At 61.8% G+C, this 21,684-nt stretch carries 19 protein-coding genes, 1 tRNA gene and 1 pseudogene; 10 read left to right on the plus strand and 11 right to left on the minus strand.

Going from position 1 to position 21,684, the window contains the following annotated elements; genetic code table 11:
- Positions 1-104: 104 nt before the first annotated feature.
- Positions 105-3,137, minus strand: coding sequence for a glycoside hydrolase family 3 N-terminal domain-containing protein (locus tag NVS32_RS09800; protein WP_258499647.1), 3,033 nt, complete (start codon positions 3,135-3,137; stop codon positions 105-107).
- A 2-nt stretch (positions 3,138-3,139) separates the two neighbouring features.
- Positions 3,140-3,409: a hypothetical protein gene (locus NVS32_RS09805; protein ID WP_258499648.1), complete on the minus strand. Its 270-nt coding sequence runs from the start codon at positions 3,407-3,409 to the stop codon at positions 3,140-3,142.
- Positions 3,410-3,600: 191 nt separating this feature from the next.
- Between NVS32_RS09805 and NVS32_RS09810 the strand changes: the two genes are divergently transcribed.
- The 3 genes from NVS32_RS09810 to yfcE all read left to right on the plus strand — a co-directional run bounded on the left by NVS32_RS09810 (position 3,601) and on the right by yfcE (position 6,584).
- On the plus strand, positions 3,601-4,308 hold the full coding sequence (locus NVS32_RS09810; protein ID WP_258499649.1) for a LytR/AlgR family response regulator transcription factor: 708 nt from the start codon (positions 3,601-3,603) through the stop codon (positions 4,306-4,308).
- Positions 4,305-5,687, plus strand: coding sequence for an ATP-binding protein (locus tag NVS32_RS09815; RefSeq protein ID WP_258499650.1), 1,383 nt, complete (start codon positions 4,305-4,307; stop codon positions 5,685-5,687). Before NVS32_RS09810 ends, NVS32_RS09815 begins: the two co-directional genes overlap by 4 nt.
- 336 nt (positions 5,688-6,023) lie before the next feature.
- Positions 6,024-6,584: a phosphodiesterase gene (gene yfcE, locus NVS32_RS09820; protein ID WP_258499651.1), complete on the plus strand. Its 561-nt coding sequence runs from the start codon at positions 6,024-6,026 to the stop codon at positions 6,582-6,584.
- Between the two features lie 88 nt (positions 6,585-6,672).
- Here the strand turns inward: yfcE and NVS32_RS09825 are convergent, their stop codons facing one another.
- The 7 genes and pseudogenes from NVS32_RS09825 to NVS32_RS09850 all read right to left on the minus strand — a co-directional run bounded on the left by NVS32_RS09825 (position 6,673) and on the right by NVS32_RS09850 (position 11,150).
- On the minus strand, positions 6,673-7,020 hold the full coding sequence (locus NVS32_RS09825) for a hypothetical protein (RefSeq protein WP_258499652.1): 348 nt from the start codon (positions 7,018-7,020) through the stop codon (positions 6,673-6,675).
- 21 nt (positions 7,021-7,041) lie between these two features.
- Complete coding sequence (locus tag NVS32_RS09830; protein WP_258499653.1) at positions 7,042-7,347, minus strand: Ltp family lipoprotein; 306 nt, start codon at positions 7,345-7,347, stop codon at positions 7,042-7,044.
- 17 nt (positions 7,348-7,364) lie between these two features.
- Positions 7,365-7,838 (minus strand): annotated as a pseudogene (locus NVS32_RS11085) (Ltp family lipoprotein); the annotation flags it as partial.
- A gap of 89 nt (positions 7,839-7,927) precedes the next feature.
- Complete coding sequence (locus tag NVS32_RS09835) at positions 7,928-8,377, minus strand: hypothetical protein (RefSeq protein WP_258499654.1); 450 nt, start codon at positions 8,375-8,377, stop codon at positions 7,928-7,930.
- A gap of 96 nt (positions 8,378-8,473) precedes the next feature.
- On the minus strand, positions 8,474-9,712 hold the full coding sequence (locus NVS32_RS09840; protein ID WP_258499655.1) for a serine/threonine-protein kinase: 1,239 nt from the start codon (positions 9,710-9,712) through the stop codon (positions 8,474-8,476).
- Positions 9,712-10,185: a class I SAM-dependent methyltransferase gene (locus NVS32_RS09845; protein ID WP_258499656.1), complete on the minus strand. Its 474-nt coding sequence runs from the start codon at positions 10,183-10,185 to the stop codon at positions 9,712-9,714. Before NVS32_RS09845 ends, NVS32_RS09840 begins: the two co-directional genes overlap by 1 nt.
- A complete protein-coding gene (locus NVS32_RS09850; RefSeq protein WP_032110039.1) occupies positions 10,185-11,150 on the minus strand; it encodes a homoserine O-succinyltransferase in 966 nt (321 codons plus the stop codon). Before NVS32_RS09850 ends, NVS32_RS09845 begins: the two co-directional genes overlap by 1 nt.
- Before the next feature lie 271 nt (positions 11,151-11,421).
- On the opposite strand from NVS32_RS09850, the gene NVS32_RS09855 reads away from it, so the two are divergent.
- From NVS32_RS09855 to NVS32_RS09865, 3 genes are all read left to right on the plus strand, one after another.
- Positions 11,422-12,690: a DEAD/DEAH box helicase gene (locus NVS32_RS09855; RefSeq protein ID WP_258499657.1), complete on the plus strand. Its 1,269-nt coding sequence runs from the start codon at positions 11,422-11,424 to the stop codon at positions 12,688-12,690.
- A gap of 73 nt (positions 12,691-12,763) precedes the next feature.
- Complete coding sequence (locus NVS32_RS09860; RefSeq protein WP_258499658.1) at positions 12,764-14,053, plus strand: class I SAM-dependent rRNA methyltransferase; 1,290 nt, start codon at positions 12,764-12,766, stop codon at positions 14,051-14,053.
- 268 nt (positions 14,054-14,321) lie between these two features.
- Positions 14,322-15,506, plus strand: a complete 1,185-nt coding sequence (locus NVS32_RS09865; RefSeq protein WP_258499659.1) for an ATP-binding protein — start codon at positions 14,322-14,324, stop codon at positions 15,504-15,506.
- Positions 15,507-15,642: 136 nt separating this feature from the next.
- On the opposite strand, the gene tadA is transcribed toward NVS32_RS09865, so the two are convergent.
- Positions 15,643-16,140 (minus strand): tRNA adenosine(34) deaminase TadA, encoded by a 498-nt coding sequence (gene tadA, locus NVS32_RS09870; RefSeq protein WP_258499660.1) that lies wholly within the window; start codon positions 16,138-16,140, stop codon positions 15,643-15,645.
- A 73-nt stretch (positions 16,141-16,213) separates the two neighbouring features.
- On the opposite strand from tadA, the gene NVS32_RS09875 reads away from it, so the two are divergent.
- The 4 genes from NVS32_RS09875 (at position 16,214) to NVS32_RS09890 (ending at position 20,477) form a co-directional block, all read left to right on the plus strand.
- Positions 16,214-16,299, plus strand: a tRNA-Ser gene (locus NVS32_RS09875).
- Between the two features lie 86 nt (positions 16,300-16,385).
- Complete coding sequence (locus NVS32_RS09880) at positions 16,386-16,937, plus strand: LemA family protein (RefSeq protein ID WP_258499661.1); 552 nt, start codon at positions 16,386-16,388, stop codon at positions 16,935-16,937.
- 422 nt (positions 16,938-17,359) lie between these two features.
- On the plus strand, positions 17,360-19,213 hold the full coding sequence (locus NVS32_RS09885; protein WP_258499662.1) for a magnesium transporter: 1,854 nt from the start codon (positions 17,360-17,362) through the stop codon (positions 19,211-19,213).
- A 4-nt stretch (positions 19,214-19,217) separates the two neighbouring features.
- Positions 19,218-20,477, plus strand: coding sequence for an Nramp family divalent metal transporter (locus NVS32_RS09890; protein ID WP_258499663.1), 1,260 nt, complete (start codon positions 19,218-19,220; stop codon positions 20,475-20,477).
- A gap of 246 nt (positions 20,478-20,723) precedes the next feature.
- Here NVS32_RS09890 and NVS32_RS09895 read toward each other — a convergent pair whose 3' ends face one another.
- Entirely contained in the window at positions 20,724-21,683 is a 960-nt protein-coding gene (locus NVS32_RS09895; protein WP_258499664.1) for an ABC transporter permease, read from the minus strand.
- Position 21,684 lies beyond the last annotated feature (1 nt).

The following is a 21,684-nucleotide window of genomic DNA, read 5'->3' on the forward strand; positions in this document are numbered from 1 at the left end:
CAGATACAGGGCGCGAGAAGAGCCATCGGCACCACAGCGAGAAGAGCGGCCGCGCGCCCAAAGGCGCACGGCCGCAAGGAAAAAATCTGTTTCGGCAGGAGCAGCTAGTCCTTCTCGCCCGCATCCTTCTCGGCACGTTTGCGGTCGAGCTTTGCCTGCTTGCGCTTGCTGCGCCTGTAGAGCTCGGGGTGCTCGCGCTCGGCCTTGGTGCGCCGCGCGATAAGCGCCACGCCACCGGCAACCAGCGCCGCGGCAACAACATCTACGCCGCGGATGATCCCCCACCACGGAGACTCCGCCGTCTTCTGCACCGCACCGGGCACCATGCCCTGCATGGCGGAGGAGTTCGTCACCGTGTACGCCAGGTTGTGGATAGCCCTCCGCATGCAGGCACGCGCGGTGGGGCTGTCGTAATCCGAGATGGACCACATCGCGGGCACGCTCATGCACAGGTAGGTGTCACAGCCGGCGCGCATGGCCAGGTCACGATGGTTGTTGCCATTCCAGACCCAGTAGTCCGAGATAACCATGCCCTCAAAGCCCCACTCCTCGCGCAGGATGTCATGGAGCAGCGCGTAGCTGCAGTGGCCGATCATGGTGCCAACGCAGGTCTGGGATGCCATGACCGCCGTCCCTGCACGCATGACCTTCTCGGCAACGGCACCGGAGTCATCGGACGTGTAGCGCACGGTCTTGCGGGCTTCCTTGAGCGCAATCTCGAAGGGCCTGAAGTACAGTTCGCGCATGGTCTGCTCGTCAGCCCACGTGCAGATGAGCTGGGCGCGGCCAGTGTCGGTCTCGTTGAGCGCAAAGTGCTTGAGGTAGCAGTACATACCCTGGTCGCCCGCGCCGGAAACCACGCGCTCCGCCAGCTTGCCCGTAAGCATGGGGTCTTCCGAGTAGTACTCAAAGACGCGGCCAGAGAAGAACGAGCGATGCAGGTTGAGGCCAGGCGAGTACCAGCCCGAGATTCCGTGCGCCAGACCCTCGGTGCCGATAGCCTCGCCCATCTGGTAGAGAAGGTCCTTGCTCCACGTAGCCGCAGCCAGGGGCTCGTACCCGTAGGAGCAGCTCTTTGTCATGTCATAGCCGTTGTCGGAACCCTGGACCTTGAGGCCGTTGGCGCCATCCATGTCGATGGTCGCCGGAAGACCAATGGAGTCGATGGCTGCGGTCACATACGCGTCACCAGAGAAGTTCCGCACGATGCCAGACTTGTCTGCGACCCAGTCAATCTGGTCGAGAAGCGCGTCCCACCTGGGATCGTCGTACGCGGCGCCGCGCAGGTCGGAGGCCACGAGACCGTTCTTGGCGCCGGACGTGGGCTCGTCCGCGGCGTAGACCAGGCTTCCCTCGACGTTGCCGAGGCGTGCGTCCGTCGCGGGGTCGAACGTCACGAAGAGGTCGTGGCCCTCGGCGAACTCGTCGTCGATTGACTTGGTGGCCTCGTAGACGGGCTTGGTCCCCGCCCAGTCAGCGCGCGAGAGGATGCGCGACTGCGCGCGCATGTAGTCGCTGCTCGCCTGGAAGCGGTTGCTCGCGGCGACGTACGCCTGGCCGGCGTCCTCCACGGGGTTGCCCTGGTCGTCCAGGGCGGACTGCGCGTCGCGCTCGGAGCGGCGTGTGTGCTCGGCGTCGGATCCGTCAAACCAGAGGGTCTCGTCCTGCGTGACGGTCCCCCGGGCGATCACCGCGTGGCTGTTCTCGCGGAGGCTCACCTCGTAGTCCCCTGCCTCGAGCACGTAGCAGCCAACGGTCCCGTTGGGGTTCTCGCGCGTGTAGCAGTAGGAGGCCATGTCCTCGCGGTCGAAGGAGAGCTCGAGGGTCTGCGACTGCCCGGGGGCGAGAAGATCGGTCTTTGCGAAGTCCACCAGCTGGCACGCGGGCTTCTCGATGCCCTCTGCCTGGTCCATCTCGGTGTAGGGCGAGGCCGCGTAGAGCTGGACGACGTCCTTGCCGCTGACGTCGCCCGCGTTCGTCACCGTGACACGCGCAGTCACGTCCACCCCGTCATCCACGACGGAGTCGAGCGACTGCGTGAAGCTCGTGTACGAGAGGCCAAAGCCAAACGGGAACACCACCGCGTCGTCGTACGAGAAGGACGGGTCGACCAGCGCCGCCGTCTCGTAGTAGCGGTACCCCATGTACACGCCTTCCTGGTACTCGTTGAAGGTGCGCATAAATTCCCCGCCATCGGTCAGACTCCCGGACGTGATGGGGAGGTTGTCGTAGGTGTGCAGCCCCACGCTCACGTAGGAGGGGTCCGCCGTGAAGTCGCGCGACCAGGTGTCGACGGTGCGGCCGCTGGGGTTGACGTCGCCGTCGAGCAGCGCGGAGAGCTCCGAGAAGCCGCGCTCGCTGGGGTGGCCGTAGTGGATTATTGCATCAACCTCGAGGCTTCCGGACGTCAGGTCGCCAACCTCCATGGGGGCGGAGCCAACGATCACCACCACGACTGCGCCGCAGATGCGCTTGGCCGCCGTGATGGCACCCCGCTCGCTCTTGGAGAGCGCAAGGTAGTGGGGCGTGCCGTCGGAGTAGGCGTCCATCTTCTGGTCCTGCCCCTCCTGTCCGGAGCGCGTGACAAAGACGATGCCCGTTGCCTCGGGGCTCTCGGCGATGCCGTCGTAGATGGAGGGGTCGTACTCGTAGATGCGGCAGTCGCCGCCAAGCATGGAACCGGCCTTGCCTGCGGCGGAGGTGCCCTCCGCCTCCTCGAGAGCCTCGGGGTCGCCTGCCGTACGCATGGCGTCGACGGCGGATCCGTCGATCGAGAAGGCCGAAAGGCCCTGCTCGGGCGTCACCGGGTCAACCGACCACTTTGCCGAGCCGCCCGAGGTGAGCTGCCCGTAGATGGGGTCGAGGTATGCGCGGCCAAACGGCATGACCACAGAACCCTTGACGAGCGGCAGCACACCGGAGTTCTTGAGGAGCACCGTGCCCTCGTCCTGGATCCGGGCCGCGACCTTATAGGCAGCCTCCTTGGCCTGATCGGGGTCGGGGATCTGCGGGGTGGTTCTCGTCATTTCCACTCCCGTACCGGAGCAGCCGCTCAGGGCAGTTGCAGCCACGGCCCCAGCGGCAACAGAGCCAGCCGTGCCAAAGAGCTGGCGCCTGGTCATAGTTGTCTCTCGCATGGCTACTCCTCCCCCTGCGTGACCTGCACGTCGTAGTAGCTGGAGTCCCAGGACGTCTTATCACTTGGAGTCTCCACGTATGTCTCGCCCCTGCCTAGATAGGTGTCGAGCGTGGAGCCCAGCAGGTTTCCTGCCACGGTGGCGAGAATGGCAACAAGCGCCACAATCACCATCGGAATGATGAGCAGGACCCTGAACTTGGTGTTGGACATCTTGAGCTTTGCGGACCCCTTGTCCGCAGGCGTCATCTGCGCCTTTCTCGCACGTGGCATCGTGCCTTCCCTTCCCCATCTCGCCCATTTGGGCGGTACCTGACAAGCGCAGGGTATTGCGATCTGCACGACCGCGCGAGAAGCGTCACGTTTGGTGCACGAGACGACAAAACCGGGGAACCCGCACCGGTGGCGGGGGCTTGGTATTGCGCCAGCGCGACAACCGGTAATATGCCCATAGGGAGGGGCGCATGCATCGAATACTCATCGTCGAGGACGAGCCGGGCGCCGCGATGGCGTTACGCGATGCCATCGCGCGCTACGGCGCCGAGCACTCGGAGCAGTTCCAGGTTGGCTGGATGAGAAACACTATCGACCTCGATGGCCCCGCCTTCGACCTCATCTTCATGGACATTGACCTGGGCATCGAGAATGGCATGGATGCCGCTCGCGAGATTCGGGAGTTCGACCGGTCGACGCCCATCATCTTTGTCACCAACCTCGCACAATACGCCGTGCAGGGCTACGAGGTAAATGCCCTGGACTTTATCGTGAAGCCCTTCACGTATGGGAGCTTCGCCTTGCGCATGGACCGGGCGATGGAGGTCCTGCGCAGGCAGGAGGGCCGTTCGATCTCAATCCAGACACGAGACGGGCTGCGTATCTTTCCTGCCTCGAGTCTGGTACGCGTCTGGATGCATGGCCACGATGTCAACTATGGGCTCTCGGATGGCAGCGTAGTCGTGGCGAGGGGCAGCCTAAAAGAGACCGAGGCGATGCTCGGAGGGACCCCGTTTCTCAGGATTTCCTCCGGTTGCATCATCAACATGTCGCATGTTCGCGGCGTGAGGGATGCGGCCATCACACTCTCCGACGGGAGCGTGTGCTACATAAGCCGAGCCAATAAGCGTCGCTGCCTGGAGGAAATCTCACGCTACCTAGGCGGAGGCAGCGCATGATTCCCCAGGATTTCGCAACAATCGCAACGTCGCTGAGTGTCATACTCGTTCCGGTTGCAGAGACCCTTATGCCGGTTCTCATGCTTGCTGCGGCACGGCCGAGAAGGGAACCGTTCCCCCTTCGCGCAGCGGTGGTCTTTGGCATCGTCGCCGCGGTTACGCTCGTGGTGTCTCCTCTTGCTTACTTTGTCATCATGAACTCGGCAGATCCCGATGGGTACAACCGCGCCTATTCTCTCGTGAGCTCTGTGGTCATTCTGGTGGCCCTGGTCCCCGTTACCATGTCTCTCTACGAGACCTCCGTGTGGCAAGCGCTGTTCTGCGCTGGAGCGGGTTACACCATCCAAAACCTTGCGAGCGGGACAGGGGAGTTTCTTAAGCTGCTCCTCTCGCACTATATGGGCATCAGCGCGGGCTTCTCAATGAGGACGGGCATGAATGTGGAGAGCGTACCCGCTACCGTCTTCGTGACATTTTTTCCTCTGGCCCTTGTCTATACCGCTGCCTACCTCGCGTTTATTCGCCCTGCGCGACGAGAAGGCCTAGGTGACGTAGAGGATCACGGGATGCTTGCCGTTCTCATCCTGGTGGTTCTGGTTGTCATCTCGTTTGACGTGCTTATCAAGAGCCTGGTTGGCGTCGCCGGGTTTCTTGCGCTTGCCGCGCTACGCGGCGTGCATGGCGTTGTGTGCTGCTTTGTCCTGTTCGTTCAATTCGAGATCCTAAGCCGGCGCAGCCTTGAGCTTGAGCTGGCACAGAGCCAGCGCATTGCCTCCGAGCGCGAGCGGCAGTACCAGCTATCTCGCGCAAACATCGACGCCATCAACGTGAAGTGCCATGACATAAGGCACCAAATCCACCAGGCTGTCAGCGGTGGGAGCACCATCGATCCGGAGTTCCTCGCAAGCGTCGAGCGCGAGGTTGCGGTGTACGACTCTCAGGCAAAGACCGGCAACGAGGCCCTGGATACAATACTCACCGAGAAGAGCCTGCTCTGCGAGCGGGAGGGAATATCTCTCAGCGTTATTGCTGACGGAGGGGCGCTTGTGGCGCTCAGTCCTTCGGAGGTCTATTCGTTCTTTGGGAACGCGCTGGACAATGCCATCGAAGCCGTACGCGAGCTGCCCGACCCCAGCCAGCGCAGCGTCTCTCTAACCGTGAGGCGCGTTGGCAGCCTGGCGGTAGTGCACATAGAGAACTACTTCACCGGAGAGGCACGCCTCTCGGATGGAATGCCCCGGACGAGCAAGGCGGACACTCAGCGCCACGGCTTTGGGACACGCTCGATGCGCGAGATTGTAGAGCGGCATGATGGAACGCTTACGTTTGGTCAACGTGAGTGCACTTTCACCGTTGACGCAATGATTCCCGTGCCGTAGATCCGGTTCCCAAGGAGCGGCTGGCCCACGCCGCCATCCGCCGGACTGGCGCCGGTACTGTTGAGAAGGAATTGGACAAAAACCAGGCCGAGAAGACCGCGAAACGTCGGAATCCTTCTCAGCAGCGCCCGGTGACGATGAGGGCGCCCGCCGGCGGCCCCCCAACGGCCCAGCACGAGACGAAACTACGCACGGCAGAGGCAGAGACGGACAAAACCCCAGGTCGACACAAACCTTAATCGCGACCGTGCGTAATTCACGGGGCGGCGGCAAGGGGGCAGCCGCTCCTGTGCGCCGCGTCTACAATGAGATGAGACACGACCACGGGAGGTACCCATGAAGCTCCTCATCGCATCCGACATCCACGGCGCAGCCGATTGGTGCGCGCGACTCATGGACGCCATTGACGCCGAGAACCCCGACCGCGTGGTTCTTCTCGGCGATTTGCTCTACCACGGACCGAGAAACGACCTTCCCGAGGACTACGCGCCCAAGAAGGTCATCGGTATGCTCAACGGCATTGCCGAGAAGGTCATCGCCGTGCGCGGCAACTGCGAAGCCGAGGTCGATCAGATGGTGCTCGACTTCCCCTGCATGGCGGAGTACAACATCCTGCTTGATCCGGAGGCCAACAGCGGAGCAGGAATGACCATCTTCCTCACGCACGGCCACGTGTGGGGACCGGGGATTCACAACTCGGTTGACGTGTGGCCCGAGCTGCCACAGGGCTCGGCGCTGGTATACGGGCACACGCATAAGAAGGTTAACCAGATGAGCGACTCGCACCCCGGGATTACCGTGTTCAACCCGGGTTCGGTTGGCATTCCCAAGGACGGGACTCACAGCTATGGTATCTACGAGGACGGCCACTTTGAGTTCCGCGTGTGGGACGAGTAGTACGGACGCATACCCGCAAACGCAACGGCGCCCAGAGCGGATTCGCTCTGGGCGCCGTTTTCGATCGAGCTTCTATAGTCCTCTTCCTCTATGCTTGCGCTTTCTTGAGCTGAGAGTAGCCAACAAAGCACAGAATCATTTCGGCAATAACGAAGAAGAAGTACGGGATGAAGAGCACCATGGCCACTGCATATAGAATGCCAGCCGTAAGCGCAAAGGCCGACTTCTTCAAAAACGTCGCGAGAGCATTGAACACCACAGCAAGAGCAACCAATACCAGGTGCGGCATGACCATAGCTGTTGCAACTGCGGCTCCAAGCTGTTCAGACGAGGTTCCCGACCCAGCATTTGCCCCTGACCAGTAAACCAGGCTATACACCAGATACGCTGCTCCAATAATCAGGGCGATAAGCAGAGGCTTGTTGATCTTCTTCATGTGAACTCCAATCGTAGCTTGTTACAGATTGTCGACGGCGTACTGAGCCTCATCGGCAGTGAACTGCTCACCATACTCAGAGGTCAGCTGGTCGTAGATCGCACTTGGTGACATGTGCATATCATCCTGGTAGGACTTTGCCTTTGCCAGGGCGTTCGCATTCCAATCTGCCTGCACGTTGTCGACGGCGTACTGAGCCTCATCGGCAGTGAACTGCTCACCATACTCAGAGGTAAGCTGGTCAAAAATTCCCTGCTTAGACATGTGCATGCTGTCGGAATAGCTCTCCGCCTTGGCAAGCGCGTTGGCGTTCCAATCCGTCTGCACGTTATCNTAAGCTGGTCAAAAATTCCCTGCTTAGACATGTGCATGCTGTCGGAATAGCTCTCCGCCTTGGCAAGCGCGTTGGCGTTCCAATCCGTCTGCACGTTATCGATTGCGTACTGAGCAGCCTCAGCGGAGAACTGGCCACCGTATTCGGAGGTCAGCTGGTCGTAGACCCCCTGCTTGGACATGTGCATGGTGTTGGCATAGGAGTTTGCCTGCGCAAGAGCGGACGCATACTCCGCTGGCACATCATCCTTTGGAGCCGCTTCGGAAGTAGTCGCCTGAGACTCAGTAGTCGACGAGTCATCCGTACTAGACGTCTGTGACTCCGCATTCGCTGTCTCCTCCTGCGTCGTCTGCGAGGTAGATACAGACGAGCTACTGGTCGAAGACCCCTTTGAGCCCCCGCAGCCAGCGGTAGAAAAAGCTACCAGCGCAACCGCAACCATCAGAACGACCTTGACCTTGCCCTTCTTCTTTCCCTCTGCCATGGCTACTCCTGCCCACGAGTGACAACCTTCAATAACGCTGAACCGATGCTATGGCTGACTGGCAAAGCCTTCATTAGCTCCCAGCTAAATCACTGCGGACGGTCTTGCGAATGGCGGTCGCCACGGGGCTTCCCGGGCATGATGGTCCGCTCGCCGTGCTCCCAGAGGAGGTCGTCACACTGCTCGACGCCCATGCCGTGATGAAGCGCATACGCAACAATGAGGTCTCGGCGGCAATCCGGCCGCAAGCGGCACACGCCTCCGCGTTCAAGCAGCTCAGAGGTATCGGGGATATCCAGCCGCATCCCAAACGCAAGCTGAATTAGTTTGTCGCGCGAGGCGTGCCTGGTTCCCGCAAGAATCTGATATGCAAAGGTCTGGTTGAGTCGGCTGCGATGGATGGCTTCGTTTCTCGGCATGTCCTCCGCCGCCATACGCTCCGACGCCCAAGGGGCAAGGCCCCGCTCGTCAAGGGGCGCACGTGACAGCACCTTATCAAGGTCTGCACCGCGCATTAGCTCATGCAAGGAATCTTCCACGTCCGCCTCCATCCGCAATGGATGGTGGCAAAACGCTGCGTCGCTTTCATTAGCTTGCCGCTAAAAGACGAGACGACCGCGGGCAAGAAACCCCGCCTAGCCTCCGGGGGTCAGCGCCACGCAAGTGGCGAGAGCAGCAACAAACACAAAGAGCACGCCCAGCGCCATGAGCAGTCGCTTTGCCAGGAGAATCATCCGGGCAGAACGTTGTCTGTACTTCATCGCGGCATACGGACCCGCTCCTAGCATTGCCGCCGGAATCTCCTCGACCAGAAGAAGGACAAGGTAGACGCTAGCGCCTAGAACCACCAGAAGCGATTCCACCGGATGGTCGCCAACCATCGCGTTGGTGGTATAGACCGCAGCCGAGCCAAAGAGAATGCCTACGAAAACGCCGAGAACCACCAGGGCAACGGTAAGCACCTGTATCCACGGCTTGGCCTCGGGAAACGCCGCCACCAGTTGACCGGGCCTTGCCAGCGTACGGGGAATCTTCTCGCGCTTGCCGGTCTTTGCGTCCGCAGCCTTGTCGACGTTTGCAGCAGCCGCGTCCGGCACCGCCTGCAGCACGGCATCGCGCAGCGCACCCGCGCTCTGGTAGCGTTCGCTCGGCTCGAAACTGCAGGCCTTCTCGACAATGCGCCGCAGTTCAGGGCGCACGGCCGCCGAATCTGCAAGCATTTCCGCATACCCCTCGGCATCTGGCGTGACGCCCGTGAGCATGTAGCCCAGAAGGCAGCCCACGGAGTAGACGTCAGAGCGAACGTCCGTCTGGGCAAAGCCGTACTGCTCGGGAGACGCGAAGCCCCAGGTACCAAGCCGGGTGGTGTCGCGTTGCGCGCCCTCGACGTATGCACGCGCAATACCAAGGTCGATAAGGACGGCGCCGCGCGGAGAGAGAATCACGTTCCTGGGCGACACGTCACGATGAACAATGCCCTGCTCGTGGAGGGTGGCAACCGCATCGCACACGTCGGCGACCACATGCGCTGCCGCAATCTCGCCCATGCGGCCAGCCTCTGCCACGCACGAGGCAAGCGGCGTCCCATAGACGTACTCGCGGACAATAACCACCTGGTCCGGCAGGTCATAGGTCTCAACCACGCGCGGCAGGTGCTCGCCTCCAACAGACGAGAGACGCGAGAAGACCTCGACGTTTGCAACGTCACGCTTTACGCGCTTGCGCACCAGCGGCCCCTCGCCGAGGTGCGCCGCGCCCGGCCTGCTCACAACCTCGGTCGAGCCGGCCTCCCCGCAGGCAAGCACGCGCACCACGCGATAGGCCTCGTCCTTCTCGAGCGCAGCCATGAGCTGCACGTCTGCGGGCGTGTCCACTACGCCTCCCCGTCGAGCAGGGTCTTCTCGCCCAGGCCCCATAGCTCGTCATCCGTCTGCGCACGGTTCATGCCGTGCTCGAGGCAGAAGATGATGATGGCGTCGCGGCGGTTGCGCGACCACAGCTCGGAGGCGCCGGCAAGCCGCAGCAGGCGCTGCGCCTCAACGAGCGAGCAGCCAAGCCCAAAGGCCAGCATGATCGCGCTGTCGCGGCCGGGGCGTCGCGTGCCCTCGAAGATCTGGTAGCAGAACGTGGGATTGAGCCCAGACGCACGGATGACCTGCGACTTCTTGAGCCCATGCTCCTCTCGCACGGACTCCGCGTACTCCGCGAGCGAGCGCTCCTCCAAGCTTGCACGCGCAAGGTACTGCTCGGGCGTCGCCGATGCCAGCAGCTGCTCCAGAAGCTCCGCGGTAAGCCGCACGGAACCGCCTGCGGCTGCGCCCTGCTCGCCCGTGGCCTCCCCAGACATCAGAACTTGTCGACCATGCCATCAGCGTCCGCATGGAGCTGACGGATGGTCTGGGGAATGAGGTCCAGGTCGTAGGGGGTCATCTGGTAGACCCAGTTGAGCCAGTTGCGGTAGAGCAGGTTCGCGTGGGCACGCCACGTGAAGATGGGCTGGCTCTCGGGGTTGTCGTCCGGGAAGTAGTTCTCGGGCAGGCGGATGGGCAGCCCCTTGTGGAAGTCGCGCCAGAACTCGTCAGAGAGCGTGTCTCGGCCGTACTCGAAGTGGCCCGTCACGTAGACCTCGTGGAAATCTGCGGTGGCAATGATGGCCGGACCGCTGGTGAAGCCCTCCGAGAGCACGTGCAGCTCGGGGTGACGGGCGAGCTCGTTGGTGTCGATGGCGGCGTGGCGCGAGTGCGGCATGTAGTGCACCTCGTCGAAGCCGTTGGTGAGGAAGTTGTACTCGTCGCACAGGCGCTGCGGGAAGACGCCAAAGAGCTTGGATCCAAGCTGCTTCTTGGGGATGCGGTACAGGTGCCAGAGGCCGGCCATGGCGCCCCAGCACAGGTACATGGTGGAGAGCACGTGCTCCTGCGACCAGTCGATGATCCCGCAGAGCTCGTCCCAGTAGTCAACGTCCTCGAAGTCCATCTGCTCCACCGGTGCGCCGGTGATGATAAGGCCGTCGTAGTTCTTGTCGGCAAACGAGTCAAACGTGTCGTAGAACTTCACGAGGTGATCCTGCGAGACATGCGTGGCCTCATGCGTGGATACGCGCATGAAGTCGCAGCTCACCTGCAGCGGCGACTTTGAGATGAGGCGCAGAATCTGGGTCTCGGTCTCAATCTTGGTGGGCATGAGGTTGAGAATGGCCACCCTCAGCGGGCGGATCTCCTGGCGCTCTGCGACTTCTTCTTCGAGAGCGAAGATGCGCTCCTCGTGCAGAATCTTCTTGGCGGGCAGGCCGTCTGGGATGTTGATGGGCATGCGTGACTCCTTGGCTGGTGCAAACGGGCAAGACGGACGTGCGCCGACGACGACAGTCGCGACGCAGCTAGCGCATTCGACGCATTCGCGCCGTGAGTGGAGCCATGTTTGCCCTGTTCCAGCTCATACAAGGTCCTTCTCGCCACGCGCACCCCAACTGGCACGCACGCCATCACAGTATAGAGGAGAGCGCGCGGGCTGTCCCCGTTTTCATGCGGCGATATTGTCGTGATGGTGGAAAAGCGCACGTACATGCCCCATACTGTGCAGCATGAATACATCATTTGCCGAGCTCGGGCTAAACGAGCAGATTCTTGCCGGGGTGGATGCCCTTGGCTTTGACACACCAACTCCCGTTCAGGCACAGGCGATTCCCGTTGTCCTTGAGGGGCGCGACGTGGTTGCCTCCGCGCAGACGGGCACCGGCAAGACCGCTGCCTTCGCCCTGCCGGCGCTGCAGCTCATCCAGGGCCAGAAGACCGCTAGCAAGGAACCGCTCGCCCTGGTGGTAACACCTACGCGCGAGCTTGCCGCACAGATCGACAACGTGGTGAGCGTGGTGTGCAAAAAGACGGGGCAGCACGCGGTCATCGTGATGGGCGGCGCCAAGTTCGACAAGCAAATCGCGCAGCTCGAGAAGGGCTGCGACCTCCTGGTTGCCACGCCGGGGCGCCTGCTCGACCTCATGGAGCACAACCACGTGAGCCTCTCAAAGGTGCAGGTGCTCGTGCTTGACGAGGCGGACCGCATGCTCGACATGGGCTTCTGGCCCAGCGTCCGGCGCATCATGCACGCCCTGCCCGAGAAGCACCAGACGCTGCTCTTCTCGGCAACCATTCCACCCAGCATCAAGAGCACCATCGACGCGCTGCTGAGGGACCCCGCCTACGTGGAGATCGCGCGCGTGGGTCAGACCGCCGACACCGTAGAGGAGCATCTCTGCCCCGTTACGCAGGGCCAGAAGACGCAGCTTCTTGAGGCGCTCATCAGGACCGGCGGCGGCACCGGCGTGCAGCCGGAGCGCGTGCTGGTCTTCTGCCGCACCAAGCACCGCGTGGATGATGTCTCGAAGATCCTTAAGAGCGCAGGCCTCAAGGTGGACGTGATGCATGCGGACCGCCCGCAGAAGGCGCGCGAGAAGGCCCTCGAGCGGTTCCGCGAGGGCAAGGTCCAGGTGCTTGTCGCCACGGACGTGATGAGCCGCGGCATCGACGTCGAGGGCATCGACGCGGTGGTCAACTTCGACGTACCCATGGACCCCGAGGACTACGTGCACCGCATTGGACGCACCGGTCGCGCCGGCGCTACGGGCCACGCCTACACGTTCATGGCACCCGACGAGGTGAGCCCACTTCGCGAGATCGAGTACTTCACCAAGAAGCTCGTGCCGGTGTGGGACCTGCCTGGCTTTGCCTACGATGAGGGGCGCATCATCCCGCAGTCCGGACGCTCGACCACCAAGCCAACGCGCACGATGTTCTCGGGCTCCAAGGCCCGTGGGCGCGGCTTTGGCGGCGGGCGGTACGGCCGTCACTTCTAGGGCCGCGGAGAGACGCCGTCCGGTCCCGCCACGCCAACGAGTAATCCACGACTCACCCACAAGAAGGATCGCAATGAAGCAACAGCGTCCATATCCGCAGGTCATCGTCACGAGAAAGGCTGCCCGGGCGCTTGCCAGCGGGCATCCCTGGGTCTTCGAGGGCGAGGTCCGTCGCATGGAGCCCGCACCAGCGGACGGGCGCATGGCTCAGAACGGCGACGTGGTGGATGTGGTTGAGGAGAACGGCACCTGGCAGGGCGTGGGGCTTCTCTCCGAGCAGAGCAAGATTCGTGTGCGTGTGGTGAGTCGCAACGCAAACGACCGCATCAACGAGGCGTTTTGGGCACGCAAGCTTCAGTGGGCGTGGGGGTATCGCAAGGCCGCCATGGGCTCGCGCGCGCTACCCGGCTGCGAGCCGGACACCAACTGCTGCCGCGTGCTCTTCTCGGAGGCAGACGGGTTCCCGGGCCTTGTGGTCGACCGCTACGAGGATGTGCTGGTCTCGCAGGTGGGCACTGTGGGCATGCAGCGGCTGCGCCCCACGCTCTACCCGCTGCTTCTTGATGTTCTGCGCACCGACGGCCAGGACATCCGTGGCATCTACGAGAGAAACGACGCGCCTTCTCGCCTCAAGGAGGGCCTTGCGCAGGAGAAGGGCTGGTGGGCCGAGAACGGCCGGCCCGCGCCGGATAGCGCGCGCGTAATTGCGCACGAGAACGGCATTGCCTACGACCTTGACCTTGAGAACAGCCAGAAGACCGGATTCTTCCTGGATCAGAAGTACAACCGTCGTGCCGTGCGCGAACTGGCCCGCGGACGTCGCGTGCTCGACTGCTTCTGCCACGTGGGTCCGTTTGGCCTTAACGCCGCGGCGGGTGGCGCCGCGTTTGTGCGCGAGGTCGACGTGAGCCAGACGGCCATCGACCTTGCGCGCGAGAACGCGCGCCTCAACAACCTTGAGGCGACGATGGATTTCACCTGCGCAAACGTGCTGGAGTATCTGCCGGAGCTTGTCTCGGACAAGAAGCGCCTGCGCGAGGAGGGCGGCCCCTTCGACCTTATCGTCCTGGACCCGCCGGCATTCACCAAGAGCCGCGGGACCGTCGACCACGCCGCCCGCGGCTATCGCGAGATCAACGAGTGGGCCATGCGGATTCTGCCGCGCGGCGGCTACCTTGCAACGTGCAGCTGCAGCCATTTCATGACGCGCGACCTTCTCGCCCGCGCCATTGCCGAGGCTGCGCACAACGCAAACGTTCAGCTGCGCCAGATCGAGGAGCGCCAGCAGGCGCCGGACCACCCCATCCTTTGGGGCGTCCCCGAGACCCACTACCTGGACTTCTTTGTGTTCCAGGTGGTGTAGGGCTCTTACCTGCTGTTATATGGCTTGATGAGGGCTAAACCGCATATGGGAAAATTGGCTGTATGAGAGAATTCGTCAGTAGCAGTTGAAAAGATTCATCAGTACAAGCTGCAAAATTTCATCAGTAGAATCTGATAAAATTCATCAGTAGACTAAATTTTAGTGCCAATGGTCTGCAATTCTCGCCTTATCAGTCTCGCCGCAATTCTTCGAGCTCGCCACGGTTAGCGATAACGTACATGCAGCCCGATGGGAAGGAAACGCGTCGATGCTTATCCACAGAAACGTCCGAGACGCTCTTTTGGCAGCAGCCAAAGACTACCCCGTCGTATCTATAACTGGTCCCAGACAAAGCGGAAAAACGACGCTGACACGCGAGACATTCCCGGACTATGAGTATGTAAGTCTGGAAAATCCCGACGTGCTCCAAACGTTTCGGGATGACCCCAACACTTTCTTGCACGTCCACGGCTCTCACGTTATTTTCGATGAAGCTCAACGAGCGCCGCAACTTTTCTCATATCTCCAACAAGTTGTGGACAGCAGTCGGGAAACGGGTCGTTTCGTAATTACCGGATCGCAAAACTTTCTACTCATGGATGCCATAGGCCAGTCACTCGCAGGCCGTGTAGAACTGCTCACCCTTCTGCCGCTCTCGTATAACGAACTATCCCGGTCTCATCGAGAGCCGAGTAGTTTGGAAGAATGGTTATTCCAGGGCGGATATCCGCGCATGTATGATGCGTCCATCCTGCCCAACCGATACTTCCCAAACTACATTCAAACGTATTTGGAAAGAGATGTACGCAACGAACTGGGGGTAAGGAGACTTCACGACTTCCAGCTATTTCTTCAGCTTTGCGCCCTACGCACCTCTCAGCAACTCAACATTTCGAATCTCGCTTCCTCAGCGGGGATAGCATTCAATACCGCAAAGGAGTGGCTGTCGATTCTTGAGGCAAGCGGAATCATCTATCTTTTGGAGCCCTACTTTAGCAATCGCGGGAAAAGCCTAGTAAAGTCGCCAAAGCTCTACTTTGTTGACACTGGTCTTGCCGCAAGTCTAATGGGCATCAGGGACGCAAGCGAGCTTTCTCTGGGAGAGTTTCGAGGCCCGCTATTTGAGACTTATGTCATCTCCGAGGTGCTTAAGGCAGGTTACGAGCAAGGCCAGAGACCACAGCTGTCGTACTGGCGTGATACGCACAAGAACGAAGTCGACCTCATAGTTCGACGTGGTCTAAAGCCGGTCCAGGCCATAGAGATAAAGTCGTCCGCCACGTACAATACTCGGTACTTCGATATTCTCAACAAAGTCAGCCAAGACGACTTGGACCTCTCGCCAAAAGCGCGTGCAGTTGTGTATGGAGGCACATCTCCGCTGCACACGCAATGGGGAGATGTGGTCCCCTTTAGCGATGTCCACGATGCAGCCGTTGGATGGCTGAGCTAGGCAGCCGGGCTAGGCGGGTGCCGCGAGCGAGAGGCACTTCGCTTTCCTCTCTGTGGTTTTGCACCGTTTTACACGAACTTATACCGTCTTACACTGTCGCGCGGACCAAGGGCCCGCCGCGGCCTTCACGCCGCCGCTAACCCTTGCTCTTGCGGCGCGCGCGGAAGAACGCGCGCAGCTGGTCGGCGGCCTCGTCCGCAAGCACGCCCGACGTCACCTCAAACGCATGGTTGAGCCGTGGGTCATGGCTCACGTCAAAGAGCGTGCCCAGCGCGCCGCCCTTGGGGTCGGGCGCACCGTACACGCACCGGTCCACGCGAGCGTTCACCATGAGCCCCGCGCACATGAGGCACGGCTCAAGCGTCACATAGACCGTGCACCCCGAGAGCCGCCAACGGCCCAGTGCCCGGGCGGCGGCCTCCATGGCGAGAAACTCGGCATGCGCTGCAGGGTCCGCGTCCTCCTCGCGACGGTTGTGCGCGCGGGAGACAACCTGCCCGTCGCACACCACCACCGCGCCTATGGGCACCTCGCCCTCGTCTGCGGCGGCAGCGGCCTCCTCAAGAGCGATTCTCATGAACCGAAGGTCCTCCGCAGCGGCATCCGCGCTGTTGCTCTGCTCGTCTTGGTTCATCTCTCGCCCCTCTTGTTCAGTCGCAGGCCCAACTTTCCCAGCGTATGCGTTAGGATATATCCACGCACCCAACGGAGGGGTGGCAGAGTGGTTGATTGCAGCGGTCTTGAAAACCGCCGGGCGCCTTGCGTCTCGAGGGTTCGAATCCCTCCCCCTCCGCCTCATGCGTCCCGTCATGGAGCACCGCACGCCGCTCGCGTCCCTGGTACGTCCGCCACGGCCCGCCCGCTTGAAGGGAGCCCCTTATGATCGTTGTCATCGTCATCATCGCCATCGTCGTTGTTCTCGCCGTCTGGTTTGTGAGCATCTACAACGGCATCGTCCGCAAGGACAACCGCTGCGACAATGCCTGGCAGACCATCGACGCTCAGCTGCAGCGCAGGAACGACCTCATCCCCAACCTGGTTGAGACCGTCAAGGGCTATGCCGCGCACGAATCCGGCACGCTCTCGGCCGTCACGCAGGCTCGCGCGGCCGTCATGTCCGCGAAGACGCCCGAGGAGAAGATGGCAGCCTCCAACGTGCTCTCTGACACGCTGAAGTCGCTCTTCGCCGTCTCCGAGGCATACCCCGAGCTCAAGGCCAACGCCAACTTCCAGCAGCTGCAGTCCGAACTTTCGGACACCGAGAACAAGATCAGCTACGCGCGCATGAGCTTCAACGACTGCGTGCTCGAGTACAACAACGCCATCGAGACCTTCCCCGGCAACGTGGTTGCCGGCTCCAAGTTCAAGGAGCGCCAGGGCTTCGAGGTTCAGTCCGAGGCCGCTCGCCAGGCGCCACAGGTCAAGTTCTAGTCTTTTCTCGGCCGAGTCTCTTCTCGGCGACAATAGCAGGTCCAGCGCCGGTGGGGTAACGCCGTCCCACCGGCTTTTTTGCTGCCGCGGGGGCGAAGCGTCGAATCCTCGAACGACCCCAGGAGCCAACCCGGCGCCAGCCCTCCGCACCCTAACGTGGAGATTAAAGAATCGTTACGCAAACGCGATAGGGCCAACAGCCCCTCGTCGCGAGCCCTCGTGTACAATGACCTGTGCGCATGGCCAAGCGTGCCGTGCGCGGTCATCAAAGGTCAAAGAGAAAGGCTTCCATGAAACCCCGACCTCACAGTCGATGACCCCTCCGGCGTGCTATTGGCAGCCCGCCGCATGGGGTGCCGTTCCACCACATATGCCGTGTGCGCAGCCTTACCCGGGTGCACGCCGGCAGAGAAGGAGCACGCATGATCTACCTCTCCCAACTCCTGGGAAACCCGGTTCTCGACCTCAACGGCGAGAAGATAGGCACCGTTTCTGACCTGGGCATCGCCACCGGCGAAGTCTTTCCCCGCGTCACCAGCCTTGCGTTCATGGGCCCCGGCCACACACCGTTCATGATCAGCTGGCGCAAGTACGTCGACACCTACGACGAGCACGAGGTGCACCTCAAGGTCGTCGCCACCGACATCCGCTTCTCCTACCTGCAGCCCAACGAGGTCCTTCTCGCGCGAGACATTCTCAACAAGCAAATTGTTGATACCCGCGGCATGCGCGTAGTGCGCGTGAACGACCTCAAGCTCTCGGACACCAACTCCTCTCAGCTGCGCCTCCTTGGCGCCGAGGTGGGCATCCGCGGCATCCTGCGCTCGCTTTCCCCCGGCATCGAGCGGCTGGCGCTGCGCATTGCGCACACGTTTGGCAAGCAGCTTCCCGAGAAGATCATCGCGTGGAGCTACATGGACCTCGTCGAGCGCGACCTCTCCGACGTCAAGCTCTCGGTCTCGCACAAGACCCTCGACGACATGCACCCCGCCGACATCGCAGACATCATCGAGCGCCTTGACCCGCGCCTGCGCGGGCAGGTCTTTGCCCAGCTCGATGACGAGCAGCGCGCCGGCGCAATGGCCGAGCTGGACGACGATGCCATGGCCGCACAGATCATGGGCAGCATGGACGAGGCCGACGCGTCGCGAATCCTCTCCGAGATGGACCCGGACGACGCTGCCGAGCTCGTCTCCGAGCTCGATTACGACAAGGCCGAGAAGCTCCTCAAGCTCATGGGCGTCAACGAGCAGAAGGCCATTCGCCAGCTTTTGGGCTACCGTGAGGACACCGCCGGCCGCATCATGACCTCCGAGGTGGTCTCGCTTCCCGAGGACAAGACCGTTGCCGACGCCGTCGAGCGCCTGCGTGGGCTGGACGAGGACTTCGAGAGCGTGCGCTACGTCTATCTCACCGACGAGGACGAGAAGCTCTCCGGCGTGGTCACGCTCGGGCGCCTCATTGTGGCAGACCCCGAGACCCGCCTCGAAGACATTGCCACCACAGAGCTCAAGACCGCCAGCCCCGAGGACGACCAGGAGGACGTGGCGCAGGACATCGCCAAGTACAACCTGCTTGCCATGCCCGTTGTCTCGGACGAGGGCAAGCTACTGGGCATTGTCACCGTCGACGACGCCCTGGACGTCCTGGAGGAGGAGCACGCCGAGGATCTGCAGATTGCCGGCGGCACAAGCTCCGACGCGGACGGCACCGAACACGCGCACGACCTGGTGTGGCTGCTGCGCCGAAACGCCTGGTTCTTCTTCTGGATCGTTGCCACGGCCATCATTTCCTTTGCGTTCAAGACCGACACCAGCACCTTCACGGCGGCGCTTCTCGCCTGTGCGGCAATGCCGCTCGCCCTTGTGGTGGCCGACGACTCCGTGAGCTACGTCACCAACTTCTTCCTGGAGAACGACCCGGACGACGAGGACTCGCCCTCCACGCTTGGCTTTACGCTGCGCAGCATTGGGACTGGCCTTGTCTTTGCCTTCATCTGCACGCTGCTGGTGCTTGCATTTGTGAGCCTTGCGCTGCCGGACGCCTCCGACGCCGCGCTGGCACATGCGCTTCGCCTGGGATTTACCGCCGCGGCCGTCTCGGTGCTGGTCTCGTTCGCCCTTACGCCCATCTACCTGGTGATTCTTCGCAAGCGTGACGAGAGGAACCAGGAGACCTCGGGCTTTGCGCTCGCCCTCATCTCTATGATCGTCGCCGCCGTGGTGTTCGCAGTCGCCATCGCCGTGACCGGCACGACCGGAATCGTCCTGGGGTAGGCCCATGGCAGAGGCAAAGAGCAACACCAAGAAGACAACCAAGAAGGCCGGACGCCTTGCGATTCTCGCCGCCATGGGGCCGGGTCTTCTCACCGCCATGGCTGGCAACGACGCTGGCGGCATCGCGACGTACTCCTCGACCGGTGCCACGTACGGCTACGGCATGCTCTGGACCGTGCCGCTCATGTGCGTCCTTCTCATTGTGGCGCAGGAGACCGCCGCGCGCATGGGCTGCGCCACGGGCAAGGGCTTTGCGGCCCTCATCCGCGAGCAGTTTGGCGTGCGCGTCTCGGCAATCGCCATGCTCGCGCTTATCATCTCAAACTTCACGGTAACGCTCTCCGAGTTTGCCGGCATTGCCTCGAGCATGGAGCTCTTTGGCATTCCGCTGCAGGTGAGCGTACCCATTGCGGGCATCGCCACGTGGCTTCTCACGCAGAGCGGCTCTTATCACCGCGTCGAGAAGATCCTGCTGGCGCTCTCCTGTGTGTTTCTCACCTACATCGTGAGCGGCTTTATCTCCAACCCCGACTGGGGCCTGGCGCTCAAAGACACGGTAATTCCGCAGTTCTCGAGCGACCCTGGCTACGTATCGCTGTTGGTGGCAAACGTTGGTACCACCATCTCGCCGTACATGCTGTTCATGGTGAGCTCCAACGTGGTCGAGAAGAACCTCAAGGGCTCCGACATCCCCGGCCAGCGCGCAGACAACGTCTCTGGCGTGATTGCGGCAGAGATCACCACCTGGTTCATCGTCCTCACAACCGGTACCGTGCTCTACCCCGCAGGCGTCACCGTGAACAGCGCAGCCGACGCAGCGCAGGCGCTCGTGCCACTCGCGGGCCAGTACGCCTCGGCGCTCTTTGCGGCAGGTCTTGCGGGCGCGTCATTCCTGGCGGCGTGCGTGCTGCCCAGCATCACGGCGAGCGCCGTGTGCGAGGCCTTTGGCTGGGAGCGCGGCGTTGACCGCAGCTGGAACGAGGCACCGGCGTACCGCGCCATCATCACCGGCATCACCATCCTCTCGGCGGGAATCGTGCTTATCCCCAACGTGGACCTCTTTGGCGTCATGATGCTGGCGCAGGTCATCAACGGTGTGTTGCTACCGGTGCTCATGGTGTGCATGGTTCTTATCGCAAACGACAAGCGCGTCATGGGGCAGTATGCGAACGGTCGCGTGTGGACGGCGCTCACATGGTTCACCATTGTGGTGGTTATCGTGCTCACGATCATCATGTTTGTGCTGCAGGCCATGGGGCTGTAGGGGCCAAACCTTTGACGCAGCTTTGCCGCTCGCATTGCGAGCGAGTCGCCGAAAGCACCCTTTTGGCAGCAAATGCAACGTAGAGGCCTCTCCGGCGATTTATTGTCGCCGGAGAGGCCAATTTGACGCAATTTGCAACAAACGGGGCCATCTGGCGACAACAAGGAGAAAGCATTTCCGCCCCACAGATTGTGCCCCCGACGTCGGCAGACGCCGGGGGCACAGCCAGGACACATTGCGCCGTGGCTAGCGCTCTCCCGCGTCGTACGGCATGCCAGCCGCTTTGGGCGGGTGGTTCTTGCCAGAGAAGAACACCAGCAGGATCATCGTGAGCACGTACGGCAGCATAAGGAAGAGGTCCGAGTAGTTGCTCGAGAGCCCCATGGAGAGGCAGAGCTGGTAGCCGCCGGAGCGCGCCAGGCCAAAGACGAGGCACACCACCGCGGTCGAGGGGATGTTCCAGTTGCCAAAAATCATTGCGGCGATGGCCAGGTAGCCAAAGCCCATGTAGATGCTGGGCGAGAAGTTCGCCGAGATCGAGTACGCATAGCAGATGCCACCAATGCCGCAGAGCGCGCCGGAAATCACGACGGCAATGAAGCGCGTCTTGTTCACGTCACCGCCCGTGGCATCGACGGCCTGGGGGTTCTCGCCGCACGCGCGCAGTCGCATGCCAAAGCTCGTCTTGTACATGAGGTACCAGGCCGCAACGGCAACTATCGCAATGAACCACTCGTACGGGTACATGTCGGTGAAGAACCAGCCCAGCACGGGGATCTGGCTCAGCACGGGCACGGTGACCTGGTCAGAGACGCCCAGCACGAACTTGTTCGAGGCGGCACCGGTGAGCACCTGGTTGGCAACGCTCGTGAAGAACGTGGTGAGTGCCGCTGCCAGGATGTTCACCACCACGCCGCTGATTACCTGGTTGGCGCGGAACCTCACACAGAGAAACGCATGCAGAAGCGAGTAGACAGCGCCGCCGATCATGGACGCCAGCATGGCAACGACAATGACCATCTGGTTATCGCTGCCCATTTGCGGCATGAGGATGACGGCAATAAGCGAGCCGATGAAGGCGCCAAAGCCCTGGAAGCCCTCGACGGCGAGGTTGGTGACGCCACTCTTCTCGGAGTAGATGCCGCCAATGGCCATGATGAAGAGGGGCGCCGCAAAGGCAAGTCCATCGATGAAAACGGTATCCATG

Origin of the sequence: Tractidigestivibacter montrealensis, from assembly GCF_024741235.1 — a bacterium.
Classification (GTDB): Bacteria; Actinomycetota; Coriobacteriia; order Coriobacteriales; family Atopobiaceae; genus Tractidigestivibacter; species Tractidigestivibacter montrealensis.

What these genes read in the sequence shown, in the direction of transcription:
- NVS32_RS09800 (WP_258499647.1), bottom strand. Translation starts at nt 3,137, where the DNA reads ATGCGAGAGACAACTATGACCAGGCGCCAGCTCTTTGGCACGGCTGGC.
- NVS32_RS09805 (WP_258499648.1), bottom strand. Translation starts at nt 3,409, where the DNA reads ATGCCACGTGCGAGAAAGGCGCAGATGACGCCTGCGGACAAGGGGTCC.
- NVS32_RS09810 (WP_258499649.1), top strand. Translation starts at nt 3,601, where the DNA reads ATGCATCGAATACTCATCGTCGAGGACGAGCCGGGCGCCGCGATGGCG.
- NVS32_RS09815 (WP_258499650.1), top strand. Translation starts at nt 4,305, where the DNA reads ATGATTCCCCAGGATTTCGCAACAATCGCAACGTCGCTGAGTGTCATA.
- yfcE (WP_258499651.1), top strand. Translation starts at nt 6,024, where the DNA reads ATGAAGCTCCTCATCGCATCCGACATCCACGGCGCAGCCGATTGGTGC.
- NVS32_RS09825 (WP_258499652.1), bottom strand. Translation starts at nt 7,020, where the DNA reads ATGAAGAAGATCAACAAGCCTCTGCTTATCGCCCTGATTATTGGAGCA.
- NVS32_RS09845 (WP_258499656.1), bottom strand. Translation starts at nt 10,185, where the DNA reads ATGTCTGGGGAGGCCACGGGCGAGCAGGGCGCAGCCGCAGGCGGTTCC.
- NVS32_RS09850 (WP_032110039.1), bottom strand. Translation starts at nt 11,150, where the DNA reads ATGCCCATCAACATCCCAGACGGCCTGCCCGCCAAGAAGATTCTGCAC.
- NVS32_RS09855 (WP_258499657.1), top strand. Translation starts at nt 11,422, where the DNA reads ATGAATACATCATTTGCCGAGCTCGGGCTAAACGAGCAGATTCTTGCC.
- NVS32_RS09860 (WP_258499658.1), top strand. Translation starts at nt 12,764, where the DNA reads ATGAAGCAACAGCGTCCATATCCGCAGGTCATCGTCACGAGAAAGGCT.
- NVS32_RS09865 (WP_258499659.1), top strand. Translation starts at nt 14,322, where the DNA reads ATGCTTATCCACAGAAACGTCCGAGACGCTCTTTTGGCAGCAGCCAAA.
- tadA (WP_258499660.1), bottom strand. Translation starts at nt 16,140, where the DNA reads ATGAACCAAGACGAGCAGAGCAACAGCGCGGATGCCGCTGCGGAGGAC.
- NVS32_RS09880 (WP_258499661.1), top strand. Translation starts at nt 16,386, where the DNA reads ATGATCGTTGTCATCGTCATCATCGCCATCGTCGTTGTTCTCGCCGTC.
- NVS32_RS09885 (WP_258499662.1), top strand. Translation starts at nt 17,360, where the DNA reads ATGATCTACCTCTCCCAACTCCTGGGAAACCCGGTTCTCGACCTCAAC.
- NVS32_RS09890 (WP_258499663.1), top strand. Translation starts at nt 19,218, where the DNA reads ATGGCAGAGGCAAAGAGCAACACCAAGAAGACAACCAAGAAGGCCGGA.
- NVS32_RS09895 (WP_258499664.1), bottom strand. Translation starts at nt 21,683, where the DNA reads ATGGATACCGTTTTCATCGATGGACTTGCCTTTGCGGCGCCCCTCTTC.